The organism is Aquabacter cavernae, from assembly GCF_003993795.1.
Lineage (GTDB): Bacteria > Pseudomonadota > Alphaproteobacteria > Rhizobiales > Xanthobacteraceae > Aquabacter > Aquabacter cavernae.
This window is the reverse complement of record NZ_RWKV01000004.1, coordinates 101039-115023: the sequence shown is the minus strand read 5'-3', so window position 1 is coordinate 115023 and position 13985 is coordinate 101039. Positions and strand designations below refer to the sequence as shown.

Sequence of the window (13985 nt, the reverse complement as noted above, 5' to 3'; positions counted from 1 at the left end):
GGAATGGAGCGGGGGAAGGGCATCCTGCGAGATGTCGTGCTGTGCGTGATCATCACGGTATGCACAGTGGTGTTCGTCGCCGGCGCGGGGGAAATCTATCTGCGCCTGGCGCGCCCGTTCCTGTTCGATGACCAGCCCCAGGTGACCGTTCCCGGCGTGGGGCTGCAGTATCAGCCCGGCGCCATGGTCCACCGCACCAACCAGCTGGATTTCTGGGTGAGCGAGCGGGCCAATGCCGACGGGTTCCTCGCCGCCCCGCCCACCCCCTATGCCCGGGCGCGCGACGCCTGCCGGGTCGCCCTCATCGGCGACAGCATGGTGGACGGGCGCGAGGTTCCCATCTCGGAGAAGATGCAGACGCGCATGGAGGAACTGGCGCCGGGCCTCGTTCCGGGCGCCCGGCTGATGGTCAATGCCTATTCCTACACCGGCGCCGGCCAGCTCAATCAGCTCGCCTTCTATGACCGCTATGCAGCCAAGTTCCGGCCCAACGTCATCGTCCTGGTGTTCGTGCGGAACGATTTCGCCAACAATTCCGTCCTGCTGGAAGCGATCCGCTATGGCTTCAGCCCCGATCATCCGCCGCGTGCCTATGCCCAGCGGACAGCGGGCGGAAGCATCCAGATGCTGTCCATGGACGACGGCTGGCGCGACCACGTCATGAATACCGCGCGCGCCCAAGGCTTCGCGCAGCGCGCGCATCTCTGGCTGACGCTCCACTCCTATTTCTACAATTGGATCTATGTGCGGCTTGCCATGGTCACCCCGCACTTCGCCGCCTGGCTTTATGGCTACGACCAGGGGCAGGCGAACCTCGCGCGGCTGGAGGCGCTGCGGCAGAGGCCCGGCAACGCGGCGCTGCTGGAAGGCTATGACGGCCACAGCGCCAGCAACGACAATCCCTTTACCGCCTTTGGCTCCATCGACGAGCCCTTCGCGTCCGAGAAGATGCCGCCGGCCTTCGAGGAGGCCATCGCCTTCACCGGCTTCGCCCTCGACCAGTTCCTGGCCCGCGCCCAGCGGGATGGCGCATCCCTGGTCATCCTGTCCACCGAGAACATGCGCCAGTTCGATCCTCCGGGAGACCGGCGGTTCAAGCGGTTGGAAGCCCTGGCCCAGGCGCGCGACATCCCGGTGATCGATCTTTATGATTTTATCCGGAGCCAGGGCCGGGACGCGAAGGACGCATCCTTCGTCCATGAGCCTCACTGGAATGCGCAGGGCCACCTCTGGGCCGCGCAGGCGCTGCTGGACTACATCAAGGCCCATCCGGCCCTGTGTACTCAGGCGGGCGGGCGGGCCAGTACCGGGCCGGCTTCGCCCGGCGGCGGGCGGTAGGGCGAGAGCAGCCTCAGCCCATAAGCCACCGCCACGGTGGCCGGCAGCGCGACGAGGCCACCCAGGAACACCCAGAAGCCGGGCAGCAGCGCGAAGGAGGCCGCCGTGGTGGCGGCCGCCACCGCCGCCACGAGGCTGAGGCGGCCGAAATCATAGGGCAGGCGCACATAATATTGGGACACCAGGTGGATCACCACCGTGCGCGCCAATTGTGCGATCAGCGTCGCGGCGATGGCGCCGGAGACGCCGTAGGGCGGGATCAGCAGCCAATAGAGCACCAGCACCACGGCGGCGCCGAAGGCATTGGTGGCCAGCGGCACGAAGCCGTCACGCCGCAGGAAGCTGCCCAGTTCCAGCAGGCTCGCGACTTCCTGCACCGCATAGATCAGCGCGATCCAGGGAATGAGATAGATGGCGGGATGATAGGCAGCGGGGGTCAGGAGCTGGATCACGAGCGGCCCGCCCAGCGACACCGCCACGGCGGCGGCCATGATGATGACCAGGCCAAGCCCCACCACATGGGCGCTGCGCGCCACGCCGTGGGGTTCGTAGAGCACGATGAAGCGCTTGGGGAACCACCACATGTGGAACGGCTGGAGCAGCACTGCCGTCATAATGCCGATGCGCACGGCCACGCCGTAGACGCCCAGTTCCGCCGTGCCCACCGCATCCGCCAGGAACCAGCGGTCGAGGCTGCCCAGCGCGAACATGGCCAGCGCCGAAACCAGGAGCGGGCCGGAAAACAGGGTGAGCGGCCACCAGTCGATGCCGCGCACCCGCACCCCGGTTTCGCGTAGCACGATGACCGCGACGGCCACGCCCTGCACCACGGTGGCGATGGCGCCCGCACCCAGCACGCCCGCAAGGCCGAAGCCGGACACGAGGAGGGTGGCCGAGAGACTCGCGAACAGCACCGCCCGCACCATGCTCAGGGTGAAGAAGGTGGCGGCCGCCCCGCGGATCCGCAGCCAGGTGAGGCCGACGCCCAGAAGCCCCTCCATGGAGAGCGTCACCACCAGGATGCGCACCTCGGTGACGTTCGGGTTGCCGGGAAGGAGCTTTGCGATCTCGCCCGCCGCCGCGAATCCCGCCGCCGCGAGCACGGCCGAGGTCAGGATGGCGACGGCGAAGATATGGGCGCAGACCTCCCGCCGCTTCTCCCAGGTCTCCGCCGTGCCCACGAATCGGCTCAGCGTGGTGGGGAGGGCGAGGCCGAACACCACCGCGCCCACGTCCGCCAGCGCCAGCAGCACTTCCAGTCGGCCGTATTCCGACACCGAGAGGAAATGCGTGTTCACCGGAAGCATCAGCAGGCTGACGGCGCGCGTCGCGATCAGGCCGATGGCGTAATAGGCGCTCTCGCGCACGGCGGCCGCACGGCCGAAGCTCTGGATACGTGAGGTCAGCCGGGAGAGCATGAATGAGCCGCAAGGTTCCGGCGGGGGTGCCAGGATCGCGCAAAGGCAGGATCTCGCCTGGGTTTGCACAGGGATGGGCCGGAATCAACCACACCTTTGCTGGATCCAGGGCGGAGGCGGAGAAATCCATGGACGGGGCGAAAACCGTGCGCATGATGTCGTCCGTCACTCCCTCCGAAGCGGCCGGCGCCCCCGTAAATGCCCATGATGAAGCTCGATGTCATCTGCGCGACCTATAACCGCGCCGACCTGCTGCGCAACGCCCTTGCGAGCCTCGCCGCCGCGCGGGTCCCGCCCGGCCTCGCCGTGCGCGCGGTGGTGGTTGACAACAATTCCGGCGATCATACGCGCCGCACGGTGGAGGCGTTCGCCGCGCAGGCGCCCTGGCCGGTGCTCTACCTCTTCGAGCAAAGACAGGGGCGCCACCACGCGCTGAACTGCGGCATCGCCGCCTCGGACGCCGACCTTATCGCCCATTTCGACGACGACGAGGTGGTGGATGGCGAATGGCTGGCGGTGATGGCGGCCACTTTCGCCGATCCGGCCGTGGACTATATGGGCGGGCCGGCCTTCCCCATCTGGCGCGCGCCTCCGCCGGACTGGCTGCCGACCGGCGCCTATACCGGCGTGCTGGGCATCGTGGACAATGGCCCGGTGCGGCGAGCCTATGGCACGCCGGGCTTTGAAGGCATGCTCACTGGGGCCAACTGTGCCTTCCGCAAGCCGATCCTTGATGCCTGCGGCCCTTATTCCGATGCCTTCATGTATGCGGAGGACCGCTATCTCTGGGGGCGGTTGAAGGAGATCGGCGCCCGCGGCTGGTGGGTGCCGGAGCTGATCGTCCATGCGGAGGTGCCGCAGAAGCGGCTCACCAGGGACTATTATCGCCGCTGGAGCGTGCAGGAAGGGCGCAATCTCGGGAAGATGGCAAAAGGGCAGGCCGGACTTCTCCTCGGTGCGCCGCGCTGGAAATGGCGGGCGGCGGTGCAGAATGCCGCCATCGTGACCATGGGCGCACTGTTCGGCAGCGGCTCCCCGAGCCGGCGCTTTCATGCGGAATTGGACCTGCGCCAGTTCGCTGCCTACTTCGCCGCCCGCAACCTGCCGTTTCTTCCCGAGGGCTATTACGACCGGGCCTGACCGGGCCGAGCAGGCGTTTTCGGGCTTCCAGTTCCCGTCTGCTCTCAGAAGTTTTCCAGAAGACGCTCGATGTAATCCAGCTCGATCTGCGGGCGCGAGGTCTGCTCCAGGCGGCGGCGCAATTCCTCCAGAACCTGCCGGGCGCGCTGGACGTCCATCTCCTCGGGCACCTTCACCGAATAGTCGTCCCCGTAATCCTGGTTGCGCATGGGGCGCCCCAGCGGGTCGGTGCGCTGGGCCTGCTCGCCGGAGGGGCCGCCCGGGCCCGGTCCGTCGGAGCCGCCCGGCTGGCCTTCGGCGAGCGCCTGCGCGCCCTGGCGCAGGGCCTGGAGCGCGCGGCCCTGGGCATCGAGGGCGCCCTGTCCGTCGCCCTGTCCCAGCGCCCGCTCGGCATCGCGCATGGCCTGGTCGGCGCGGCCGAAGGCATCTCCGGCGCGGCCCGCCGCGCCGCCCTGGCCGTCCTGGCCCTCGCCATCCTGTCCCTGCTGGCCTTGACCTTGCTGGCCCTGTTGTCCCTGGCCTTGTCCCTGCTGCATGCGGCGCAGCTGGTCCATCATCTCGCCGAGGCGCTTGCGCAGTTCGCCCTGTCCCTGCTGGACGTCGCCATACTCGCCCTCACGGCCCTGCTGCTGTCCCTGCTGGCCGCGCTGTCCTTGACCTTGTTGTCCCTGGCCTTGCTGTCCCTGCTGACCCTGGCCCTGGCGATAGGTGCGGTCGCGCAGGCGCTGCTGCTCCTGGATCATGTTGCCCAGTTCGCCCTGGCCCTGCTGTCCCTGCTGGCGGCCCGCCTGGCGCGAGCCGGGGCGCATGTTTTCCATCATGGCCTGAAGCTCATCCAGCATCTGGCGCGCCGCGTCGCGGGCGCCCGAGCGGGCGAGATTCTCGATGCGGTCCATCATGCGCTGGAGATCCTGGGGGCGCATGACGCGGGTGTTGGGGTCGAGCGGCCGGGCATCGGTGCCGCCGTCGCGCCGCGCCTCCTCGGCCAGCTGGCGCATCATCTTGTCCATGGCGGCGCGCAGATCCTGCATCAGCCGCTGGATTTCCTCGTCGGGCGCGCCGCGCTCCAGCGCCTCGCGCAGGGCCTCCTGGGCGGCCCGCAAGGCGCGCTGCGCGTCGGAGAGGTCGCCGTCCTCAATGGCGAGGGCCATGTCCCAGAGATAGTCCACGACGCCCCGCAGGTCGTCGTCATTGCTGGCATTGCGCAGGCGCCAATAGGCGGAGCGCACGCCGAGATATTCATTGGGGGCGATGCCGAACTGGTCGGGCGCGAGGGTCAGCGCCGCCAGCACGCCCTCCACCTGGGTGCGGGCCGCCACATCCAGCGCGAGCCGCCGCCGCTCCTCCACCAAAGCGCGGGCGAGGGGCTTGGTGAAGGGCCGGGCCGGCAGGCGGAAGATCTTGGTTTCGCTCGACGCTTCCTGGCCCGCCTCGTCGCGGGCCTTGAGCGTGATGGCCACCCGCGCGCCCGCCCAGGGGTGGGCGATGAGGTCGCGCGAGGCCTGCGCGCCCGACTTGGCTCCGGGAGCGGGCACCGTCAGCGGGAAGTCCGGCGGGGGAATGAGGGGGGTGCCCGCCACGGGATCCGGCGCGCCGGGGCGCGGGAAGAAGGGCTTTTCGGGCGGCAGGGCGGCGAAGGTGGCATTGGCCTCCTTCACCCCGTAATCGTCCTCGATGCGGTAGGTGAGGACGAGGGTGTTGCGCGGGCCCGGCTGCGGATCCTTCACGAAGGAGATGGCCGGCTTCTGGTCCTCGGAGGCGGCGAACCGCCAGAAGACCGAGCGCTGGTCCGGCCCGGTGGCCGTCACGCTGCCCGCCGAGCCGATGGTGAAGCGCCGCTCGACCGCGCCGGGCGTCGCGGGCTTCTGCGGGTCCGCGGCCTCGGGCTTCACCTCGGCGATGCCGCCTTCGGTCTTCAGGCCGCCATCGTCGAGCCCCACCGTGCGCACCACCAGCGTGCTTCCGGCGGGAACCGTGAGCGCGGCCGCATGGGTCTGCGTGGGATCGTCGGAGCGCAGGCCCGGCAGCACCACGGGCGGGCGCCCGGTATAGCCGGGCGGATCGATCCAGGCATCCAGGCGATAGGCCTTGGGCGTGACCACGCCCCGCCAGTCGAACGCGGCCTTCAGGCGCGAGAGATGCTCGCCCGAGGCGAGGAAGAAAGTGGCCACCACGGCGAGGAGCGCCAGGGCGCGGTAGGCGCGCGGGTCGCGGGTCGCCAAAGCCGGGGCGGGAAGGCCGGGGCGCAGCGCGCGCGCGGAGCCCAGCATGCGGGAAAGATGGGCGCGCCAGAGCGCGCTGCCCACCGGGTCGTCGGGCCGGGTGGCGAGGGAATCGGCCAGCGCCGTGGCGGGCCGGTGGGCGAGCCGGCTGCCGCGATCGAGGCGCGCCAGAGCGTCCGCGCGGTCCGGCCGGCGCACCTTGAGCAGGGGAATGAAGCTGAGGATGAAGGCGAGCGCGAACAGCACCACGCCGACAATGCGGCCGAGCGGCGGGAGATGGACGAACAGCCCGGCCCAGGCGACGGCCAGGAAGATGCCGACGACGCAGGCGATCAGGGCCAGCGGCGGCCACAGGCGCTCCCACAGGAGCACCCATCCGGCGCGTTTGACGGCGCGGTCCAGTGAGAAGGCCGCTTCACCCGCCGCATCCCGCGGCTGTTTCCGTTCCGGTGTCGCGCTCACGCGCCCTCCGCATCAGCCAGCCAAGGGGGCAGCTTATCACGGGATGACCGTGAGGCCAGCGCGGGCGCGGCCCCGGCGGCTCACGACTTAGTCAGGAGGCATGTTCCCGGGAGACCAGGGGCGCCCGCTCACTCTCCGGCCACGGGCACGGCCTCCGGCAAGGTGCCGTCCGGCGCGAGGTCCGCGATGAGGCGCAAGGTGCGCTCCCCGGTGCCCGCCAGCTTGGCGGTGACGGCGCGCAATTGCTGGAAATCCCGCGCGGTCAAAGGCTCGAACAGCATGTCGTTGGCCGGGCATTGCACCCGCGTCATGACATTGAGCCGCCGCACCGCCTCCTGCGTCACCCGCAGCACCACGCGGCGGCGGTCCTCGGGATTGACCGCCTTGGTCACCAGCCCGGCGGTCACCAGCTTGTTCACCTCGATGGTGACGAAGGCGCCGGACAGGTGCAGGTGCTCGGCGAGCTGGTTCACGCCCAGCTCGCTTTCGCTCTCGGAGAGGCGGGCGATGGCGGTGAGAACGGTATATTGCGTGCCCGACAGGCCGATGAGCTGGCCCAGCCGGTTGCGCACCTCCTGGATGGCGGAGGCGAACGCCAGCATGTCGTGCACCAGCTCGCGGAACTCATGGTCCGAGCCGTCCACCAGCAGGGCTGCGCGTGATGCGGTCAAAGGCAAAGCTCCCGTCTGCTTGGACGCCTTAGCTGCCATGACCCCCACTCCGACACCATTTGCGCTTCGCTCCCTCTTAAGAACGCATGCTCTTGACGTCCATGCAATTCTGATATTAGCTTTGTCACAAAGATAATATCCTCTCCAGATCATGGGCCGCGTCATATGGACACCGCCTTTTCCCAGTCCCGCTCCGCGCCGCCGGCGGCGTTCGATCCGCGCGCCTTCCGGGCCGCGCTCGGCCACTTCGCCACCGGCGTCGCCGTGGTCACCGCCTCCACCGCCACAGGCGAGGTGGTGGGCATGACCATGAGTTCGTTCAACTCGGTCTCGCTCGACCCGCCTCTGGTGCTCTTCTCCGTTGCGCGCTCGGCCTATTCGCTGCCCGCCATGCGCGGGGCGAAGGGGTTCGGCATCAACATTCTGGGCCAAGGCCAGCAGGATCTCTCCAACCGCTTCGCCCGCGCGCTGGAGGACAAGTGGCACCAGGTGGACCACCATTTGAGCCAGCACGACGCCCCGCTTCTGGCGGGTGCCATCGCCCATTTCGAGTGCGAGCCCTATGCGCGCCATGACGGGGGAGACCACGAGATCTTCCTCGCCCGCGTGGTGCGCTTCTCATCGCCCGAGGCGGGCGACCCTCTCATCTTCTTTCGCGGCCGCTACCACGCCCTCGCTTCCGGCGCCGATAGCTGAAGACCGCACCTCCAGAGGACAAGACCATGGTGAAGACCGGAGCCCAGCACATCGCCAGCCTCAAAGACGGGCGTGAAATCTTCCTCGACGGACGGCGCGTGGTGGATTCCACCACCGATCCGGCCTATCGGGGCGCCATTGCCTCGGTGGGGCGCATGTTCGATTTTCACAGCGCCCCGGAAAACCGCGCGCTGATGACCTTCGAGACGGACACCGGCACAGATGCCAACCGCATCTGGCAGTTGCCGGAAAGCTATGAGGAGCTGAAGACCCGCCGCAAGGGCCTGGAAGCCTGGACCGAGCTGCATGCGGGCTTCCTCGGCCGCGCGCCGGACCACGTCGCCTCCTGCATTTCGGGCATGTATATGGGCCTCGATGTGTTCGAGGCCTATGACCCGGCCCGCGCCAAGGCGCTCGCGGACTATTACCGCTATGCCCGCGACAACGACCTCTACCTCACCTATGTGATCATCAATCCCCAGGCCGACCGCTCCAAGAGCACGGCGGAGCAGGCGGACCCCTTCCTGTCCGCGGGCATCGTGGACCGGGATGCGGAGGGGATCACCATTCGCGGCGCCAAGATGCTGGCCACCGGCGGCATCATGGCCAACGAGGTGTTCGTCACCTGCATCCAGCCGCTCCAGAAGGGCGACGAGCCCTATGCCATCTCCTTCGCGATTCCCATGAACGCGAAGGGGCTGAAGATCATGTCCCGCAAGTCCTACGAGGCGGCGTCCCCGTCCGTGTTCGACAACCCCATGGCGAGCCGCTTCGACGAGAATGACGCGGTGCTCTATTTCGACGACGTGAAGGTGCCCTGGGACCGGGTGTTCGTGGCCGACAGCATCGAGATGACGGCCAAGCAGTTCCACGGCACGCCGGCCCATGTCTACCAGAACTACCAGGCGCAGATCCGCCTCTCGGTGAAGCTGAAGTTCCTCCTCGGCATCGCCCGGCGCATCACCGAGGTGAACGGCACCACCAATTTCCCCCAGGTGCGCGAGACGCTGGGCCAGCTCGCCGCCGAGGCCGGCATGATCGACGCCTTCGTGGCCGCCATGGAAGCGAAGGGCACCCATTACGGGCGCTATTTCGTGCCGGACCGGCACACGCTCTATGCCGCGCAGACCATGGCCCAGCAGGTCTATGGCAAGATCATCACCACCCTGCGCGAACTGGCCGGCGGCGGCATGATCATGCTGCCCTCCTCGGTGCATGATTACGAGAACCCGGAGCTGGCCGCGCTCATCGCCAAGACCCAGCAGTCCCCGGCCGCCAGCGCGGAGGAGAAGGTGAAGTTCTACAAGCTCGCCTGGGATGCGGTGGGCTCGGAATTCGCCTCCCGCCATGCGCAGTATGAGATGTTCTATGCGGGCGCCAGCTTCGTGGTGAAGGGCCATTCCTTCCGCACCTATGACTGGGCGGGCGCGGGCGCGCTGCTGGACCGGATGATGGCGGGCTATGACCTCGCCGACGAGATTTCCCCCGCCCCGGCCCGCGCCGCCGAGTGACCTCTTCAAGAAGATACGACCCCTTCAAGAGGACAGAACACCTTCAAGAGGATTTGCCGCCATGGCCATCAACAAGATCCACGACGAGTTCCACACCCTCGACCTCGCCACCGGCTGGGAGGTGCCCGCTGGCTATCCCAAGGGCATCCAGCAGAAGATCCTCTCCGGGGCGCTGGACGAGGAGAACAAGCGCGGCTCGCGCACCCGCCTGCTGCGCTTCGATGCCGGCGAGTTCACCACCAAGCCCTTCGTGCATGCGTATTGGGAAGAGGTGTTCCTGGTCTCCGGCGACCTGACGGTGGGCAATGACGAGAAGGGCGAGGGCGGCGAGGCATTCGCGCCCTTCACCTATGCGGTGCGCCCGCCGGGCGCCTTCCATGGCCCGTTCAAGTCGGAAAAAGGCTGCATCCTGCTGGAAATCCATTATTTCGATCCGGCCTGATCCTTTTCCTCCCCCGCGCCCTCAGGGCGCGGGTTTTGCATGTGCGGTGCCATGTCCTCCTCGAAGCCCACCCTCGCCTCCCTCGCCCAGGACCTCGCCGAAGGGCGTACCAGCGCCGTCGCTTTGCTGGAGGACTGCCTCGCGCAGATCGACGCGCCGGAGGGAGAGGGCGCCCGCGCCTTCACCCGCGTGAACCACGCGGCGGCCCGCACGGCGGCGGAGGCGCAGGACCGGCTGCGGGCGGCCGGGGCGGCGGGCTCGCCCTTCGCGGGCATTCCCATCGCCATCAAGGATTTGTTCGACGTGGCGGGGGAGGTGACCACCGCCGGCTCGAACGTGCTGGCGGATGCACCGCCCGCCCGCGTTGACGCCCCCGCCGTGGCGCGCCTGCGCAAGGCGGGCTTCGTCCATGTGGGCCGCGCGAACATGACCGAGTTCGCCTATTCCGGCCTCGGCATGAACCCCCATTACGGCGACCCCCGCGCGCCCTTCGAGCGCGCCGTGGGGCGCGTCTCCGGCGGCTCCACGTCCGGCGGCGCGGTGGCGGTGGCGGATGGCATGGCCCATGCCGCGCTCGGTACCGATACGGGCGGTTCCTGCCGCATCCCCGCTGCCTTCTGCGGCATTGTCGGCTTCAAGCCCACGGCGCGGCGCGTGCCGCTGGAGGGGGCCTTCCCGCTCTCCGGCTCGCTGGATTCCATCGGCCCGCTGGCCCGCTCGGTAGCCTGCTGCGCGGCGCTGGATGCGCTGCTGTCCGGCGCGGAGCCCCCGCCGCTCACGCCGCGCCCGGTGAACGGCCTGCGGCTGCTGATCCCCACCACCGTGGCGCTGGACGATCTCGACGCCGAGGTGGCGCTCGCCTTCGAGGCGGCGGTGGAGCGCCTGTCCCGCGCGGGCGCCAAGATTTCCTCCGGCCCCTTCGCGGAGTTCGGCGAGATTGCCGGGCTCAACGCCAAGGGCGGCTTCACGGCGGCGGAGAGCTATGCGGTGCACCGCGCGCTGCTGGCGGAGCGCGAAGCGGGCTATGACCCGCGCGTGTCGGTGCGCATCAAGCGCGGCGCGGGCCAGTCGGCGGCGGACTATCTGGATATCCTGGCGGCCCGGCGCAGCCTCATCGCCCGCGCCACGGCGCGCCTCGCGCCCTATGACGCGCTGCTCCTGCCCACGGTGGCCATCCTGCCGCCGCGCATCGCGGACCTGGCCACCGACGAGGATGCCTATGGCCGCGCCAACCTGCTGGCGCTGCGCAATCCCACCTTGATCAACATGATCGACGGCTGCGCGCTGTCTCTCCCCCTCACCACGCCCGGCGGCGCCCCCGCGGGGCTCATGCTGGCGGGGGCGGCGGGAACGGATGCCGCCCTGCTCGCCATGGGCGCGGGCGTGGAGGCGGTTCTGGACTGATGCCAAGCCCGCGCGGCGCTTGAGCGACACCTGCTTGGCGCCGGTCAAAGACCGGGGCCGTTGGTATGAGCATTCCTTACGCGGCGGGCGCGGGGGCGGGCCAGCCGTCCTCGTCTTCCTCCGGGTCGTCCGGGGCGCTGCGCATCTGGGCCAGGGGAATGCCGAGCACGAACCCCTTCTGGCGGTCGTCATAGGCAAGGCTCGTCCAGGGCACGTCCTGGTGCTCGCCGCCCATGCCCAGAATGGAGCCGATGGCCAGCACGGCGGTGCGGACCTGCCCGGTGCGCTCGTCGATCAGCAGATCGTGAATGATGCCCACATGGGCGCCCGCCGTGTCATAGACGTCGGACCCCTTGATATCGCCCGCGGCCACATGGCCGGGCGTGCTCGTCTCGTGGATCATGGGAGCCTCCTCATTCTCTCGCGCCAGCCCGTTTCCAAACCAACGAGGGGCGCGACGGGAGGTTCCCCTCAGCCCCTCCGGCGCAGGATCTTGAGGCGGCCCAGCAGCTCGGCCACGGCCTCGGGCGGCAGGTGGGCGATCTCGCGGGCGAGGAGATTGGCCAGCTCGGTGGCTTCCGGCGAGAGGCCCGCCGTGTCCACCACGATGCGCGGATGGGAGAGTTCCGCGAGGCGCTGGAGGTCTTCCGCCTCGTCCCAGATGACGTTGAAATAGGCGATGATGCGCTGGACCATGGCCCAGGTGGGCCGGCCGCGCTTTCCATTCTCCAGGGCCGAGAGATAGGTGGGGCTGACGCCGATTGTGGTGGCCATCTGGGAGAGCGTCACCCCGCGCTCGGCCCGCAGGTCGCGCAGGCGCCGGCCGAACGGGGTCATGGCGTGCCGTCCCCGCGCCGCCGCCGGATGCGCACATAGAGCGCGCCTTCCCCACCATGGCGCTGCGCGGCGGGCTCGAACCCCACCACGAAGGCGCGCAGCACGGGATCCGCCAGCCAGAGCGGCACCGCCCGGCGCAGCACGCCGCGCTCGGGCAGGCCGTGCATGGACGATCCGTCCCGCTCGCCCAGCCCCCGTTCAGCCGCCCCCTTGCCGGTGATGACCAGCACCAGCCCGTGCCCCAGCCGCTGCGCTTCCATCACGAAGGCGTGCAGCCGCCGGTGGGCGGACGCCTGGGTGAGGCCGTGCAGGTCGATGCGCGCATCCACCTCCGCATTCCGCCCCAGCCGGCGGCGCATGCGCGGCTCCAGGGCGGCGAGGGGCGGGGGCGGCTTGGCGACGGGTGCGGGAATGGCTGCGGCCAGCGGGGCCACCTCCGGCTTGGGGGGCGCGGGCGGGACCGCCTCCTCAGGGGGCGGCGCCTGCGGGTGGAGCGGGGTCACCGAGCGGATGACATGGTGCCAGAGCGCGCGCTCCTGCGCATCGAGGGTGCGCGCGCGGCGCCTGCGGCTCACGGCGCCCGGCTCTCGAAGCGCGGCACCAGCAGCGTGAAGGTGCCGGGATGGCGGATGCGGCCCGCCACCAGCCCCGGCCCGGTGCCCGCGCCGAAGAACAGGTCGGCGCGGGCGGGGCCGACGATGGCCGAGCCGGTGTCCTGGGCGATCATCAGGCGGCGGAAGGGGGCGCGGTCGCTGTCGCCCTCCAGGGGCAGTTCCGCCTCGATGAAGACCGGCGTCCCATAGGCATGCAGCGCCCGATCCACGGCGATGGAGCGGCCGGGGGTCAGCGGGACGCCCTGCGCGCCCAAAGCCCCGTCCGTGCCGGACAGGGGGACGGCCTTGAAGAAGACGAAGGAGCGGTTCTCCCGCATCAGCGCCCGTCCGGCGGCGGGGTCCGCCTCGATATAGCGGCGGATGCGGTCCATGCTCATGTCCTCGCGGGGCACCAGCCCGCGCTGGATGAGAAGGCGGCCCACCGGCAGGTAGGAATAGCCGTTATGGCCGTCATAATTGAGCCGCAGCACGCCCCCGTCCGCGAGGCGGATGCGGGCCGAGCCCTGGATCTGCATGAAGAACAGGTCCACCGGGTGCTCGATCCAGGCGACCTCCAGGCCCTTGCCCGCCAGCGCACCGTCCTCGATGGCGGCACGGTCATAATAGGGCACGAGGACATCGCCCTCCTTGCGCATCACCTGGCCCCGATTGCCGTCGGCGGGCGGGCGCAGGGCGATGAGGTCGGCGGGGCGGCCATAGATGGGCACGGTGAAGCGCGCGGTGCGCACCGGCGAGCCGTCCACTTCCGGCTCGTAATAGCCGGTGAGGAAGCCGGGCGGGTTGGCTTCCGGCACGATGCGGTAGGCGCGGAAATTGGCCTCGAAGAACAGGCGCGCCACCTGCTGGGAGGGCGCGTGCCCCCCCAGGGCGCCGGAAACGGCCCGCGCGGCGGCGCAGGCGGTGCGCAGGCCGGGAACCAAGGTGGTATTGGAGGCGGGGCCGACTTCCTTCGGCGTCACGGCGAGCGCGCCGCAGCTTGCGCGGAAGGTGGCGAAGGCGGCGGGGGCATCGTCCTGCACCCAGCCCGCAACAGCGGGGAAGGCGAGGGGCTGGAGGGCCGCGCCGGGGATTGCGGGGGTCGGCACGGGGCGCACCCGGCCTGTGTCCGCCGCTGCCGGTCCGCAGGCGGCGAGGAGGAGGACAAGGGCGCGCAACCAATGAGACATGACATTCTCCCGGCCCCGATCGGCCTTCGCCCGAGAGTTGGCGGGACCGGCCGGGCGGGTCAAG

The 13985-nt window shown here is 69.7% G+C and carries 13 protein-coding genes; 6 read left to right on the top strand and 7 right to left on the bottom strand.

All coding sequences use genetic code 11. The features are described 5' to 3' along the window. The first annotated feature begins 3 nt into the window (after positions 1-3). On the top strand, positions 4-1338 hold the full coding sequence (locus EJJ38_RS03720) for an SGNH/GDSL hydrolase family protein (protein ID WP_127088775.1): 1335 nt from the start codon (positions 4-6) through the stop codon (positions 1336-1338). On the opposite strand, the gene EJJ38_RS03715 is transcribed toward EJJ38_RS03720, so the two are convergent. Beyond that, positions 1284-2756 carry a lipopolysaccharide biosynthesis protein gene (locus tag EJJ38_RS03715; protein ID WP_127088774.1) on the bottom strand — a complete coding sequence of 491 codons (1473 nt, stop codon included), beginning with the start codon at positions 2754-2756 and terminating at the stop codon, positions 1284-1286. The genes EJJ38_RS03720 and EJJ38_RS03715 overlap by 55 nt on opposite strands. Positions 2757-2960: 204 nt before the next feature. On the opposite strand from EJJ38_RS03715, the gene EJJ38_RS03710 reads away from it, so the two are divergent. Next, on the top strand, positions 2961-3896 hold the full coding sequence (locus tag EJJ38_RS03710) for a glycosyltransferase family 2 protein (protein WP_164738393.1): 936 nt from the start codon (positions 2961-2963) through the stop codon (positions 3894-3896). Between the two features lie 44 nt (positions 3897-3940). On the opposite strand, the gene EJJ38_RS03705 is transcribed toward EJJ38_RS03710, so the two are convergent. Both EJJ38_RS03705 and EJJ38_RS03700 read right to left on the bottom strand, forming a co-directional pair. Further along, the gene (locus tag EJJ38_RS03705) at positions 3941-6580 is read right to left on the bottom strand and encodes a TIGR02302 family protein (protein ID WP_127088772.1); all 2640 of its coding nucleotides are present in this window, start codon (positions 6578-6580) and stop codon (positions 3941-3943) included. 128 nt (positions 6581-6708) lie between these two features. Then, a complete protein-coding gene (locus EJJ38_RS03700) occupies positions 6709-7251 on the bottom strand; it encodes a MarR family winged helix-turn-helix transcriptional regulator (protein WP_245454094.1) in 543 nt (180 codons plus the stop codon). Between the two features lie 165 nt (positions 7252-7416). Here EJJ38_RS03700 and EJJ38_RS03695 point away from each other — a divergent pair, with 165 nt between their 5' ends. The 4 genes from EJJ38_RS03695 to EJJ38_RS03680 all read left to right on the top strand — a co-directional run bounded on the left by EJJ38_RS03695 (position 7417) and on the right by EJJ38_RS03680 (position 11304). After that, a complete protein-coding gene (locus tag EJJ38_RS03695) occupies positions 7417-7947 on the top strand; it encodes a flavin reductase family protein (RefSeq protein ID WP_127088770.1) in 531 nt (176 codons plus the stop codon). Positions 7948-7973: 26 nt separating this feature from the next. Continuing rightward, the gene (locus EJJ38_RS03690) at positions 7974-9458 is read left to right on the top strand and encodes a 4-hydroxyphenylacetate 3-hydroxylase family protein (protein WP_127088769.1); all 1485 of its coding nucleotides are present in this window, start codon (positions 7974-7976) and stop codon (positions 9456-9458) included. Positions 9459-9519: 61 nt separating this feature from the next. Continuing rightward, positions 9520-9900 (top strand): cupin domain-containing protein, encoded by a 381-nt coding sequence (locus EJJ38_RS03685; protein WP_127088768.1) that lies wholly within the window; start codon positions 9520-9522, stop codon positions 9898-9900. A 51-nt stretch (positions 9901-9951) separates the two neighbouring features. Further along, positions 9952-11304, top strand: coding sequence for an amidase (locus EJJ38_RS03680; protein ID WP_127088767.1), 1353 nt, complete (start codon positions 9952-9954; stop codon positions 11302-11304). Positions 11305-11380: 76 nt separating this feature from the next. On the opposite strand, the gene EJJ38_RS03675 is transcribed toward EJJ38_RS03680, so the two are convergent. The 4 genes from EJJ38_RS03675 to mltA form a co-directional block, all read right to left on the bottom strand. After that, on the bottom strand, positions 11381-11707 hold the full coding sequence (locus EJJ38_RS03675; RefSeq protein ID WP_127088766.1) for a PRC-barrel domain-containing protein: 327 nt from the start codon (positions 11705-11707) through the stop codon (positions 11381-11383). A gap of 68 nt (positions 11708-11775) precedes the next feature. Continuing rightward, a complete protein-coding gene (locus EJJ38_RS03670; RefSeq protein WP_127088765.1) occupies positions 11776-12141 on the bottom strand; it encodes a helix-turn-helix domain-containing protein in 366 nt (121 codons plus the stop codon). Next, positions 12138-12716 carry a Smr/MutS family protein gene (locus tag EJJ38_RS03665; RefSeq protein WP_127088764.1) on the bottom strand — a complete coding sequence of 193 codons (579 nt, stop codon included), beginning with the start codon at positions 12714-12716 and terminating at the stop codon, positions 12138-12140. The genes EJJ38_RS03670 and EJJ38_RS03665 overlap by 4 nt, the downstream gene beginning before the upstream one ends. Further along, positions 12713-13921: a murein transglycosylase A gene (mltA, locus tag EJJ38_RS03660; RefSeq protein WP_127088763.1), complete on the bottom strand. Its 1209-nt coding sequence runs from the start codon at positions 13919-13921 to the stop codon at positions 12713-12715. Before mltA ends, EJJ38_RS03665 begins: the two co-directional genes overlap by 4 nt. Positions 13922-13985: the final 64 nt, after the last annotated feature.

Excerpts from the sequence above, each read along its gene's own strand:
- EJJ38_RS03720 (WP_127088775.1), top strand. The coding sequence starts at position 4 with ATGGAGCGGGGGAAGGGCATCCTGCGAGATGTCGTGCTGTGCGTGATC.
- EJJ38_RS03715 (WP_127088774.1), bottom strand. The coding sequence starts at position 2,756 with ATGCTCTCCCGGCTGACCTCACGTATCCAGAGCTTCGGCCGTGCGGCC.
- EJJ38_RS03710 (WP_164738393.1), top strand. The coding sequence starts at position 2,961 with ATGATGAAGCTCGATGTCATCTGCGCGACCTATAACCGCGCCGACCTG.
- EJJ38_RS03695 (WP_127088770.1), top strand. The coding sequence starts at position 7,417 with ATGGACACCGCCTTTTCCCAGTCCCGCTCCGCGCCGCCGGCGGCGTTC.
- EJJ38_RS03690 (WP_127088769.1), top strand. The coding sequence starts at position 7,974 with ATGGTGAAGACCGGAGCCCAGCACATCGCCAGCCTCAAAGACGGGCGT.
- EJJ38_RS03685 (WP_127088768.1), top strand. The coding sequence starts at position 9,520 with ATGGCCATCAACAAGATCCACGACGAGTTCCACACCCTCGACCTCGCC.
- EJJ38_RS03680 (WP_127088767.1), top strand. The coding sequence starts at position 9,952 with ATGTCCTCCTCGAAGCCCACCCTCGCCTCCCTCGCCCAGGACCTCGCC.
- EJJ38_RS03675 (WP_127088766.1), bottom strand. The coding sequence starts at position 11,707 with ATGATCCACGAGACGAGCACGCCCGGCCATGTGGCCGCGGGCGATATC.
- EJJ38_RS03670 (WP_127088765.1), bottom strand. The coding sequence starts at position 12,141 with ATGACCCCGTTCGGCCGGCGCCTGCGCGACCTGCGGGCCGAGCGCGGG.
- mltA (WP_127088763.1), bottom strand. The coding sequence starts at position 13,921 with ATGTCTCATTGGTTGCGCGCCCTTGTCCTCCTCCTCGCCGCCTGCGGA.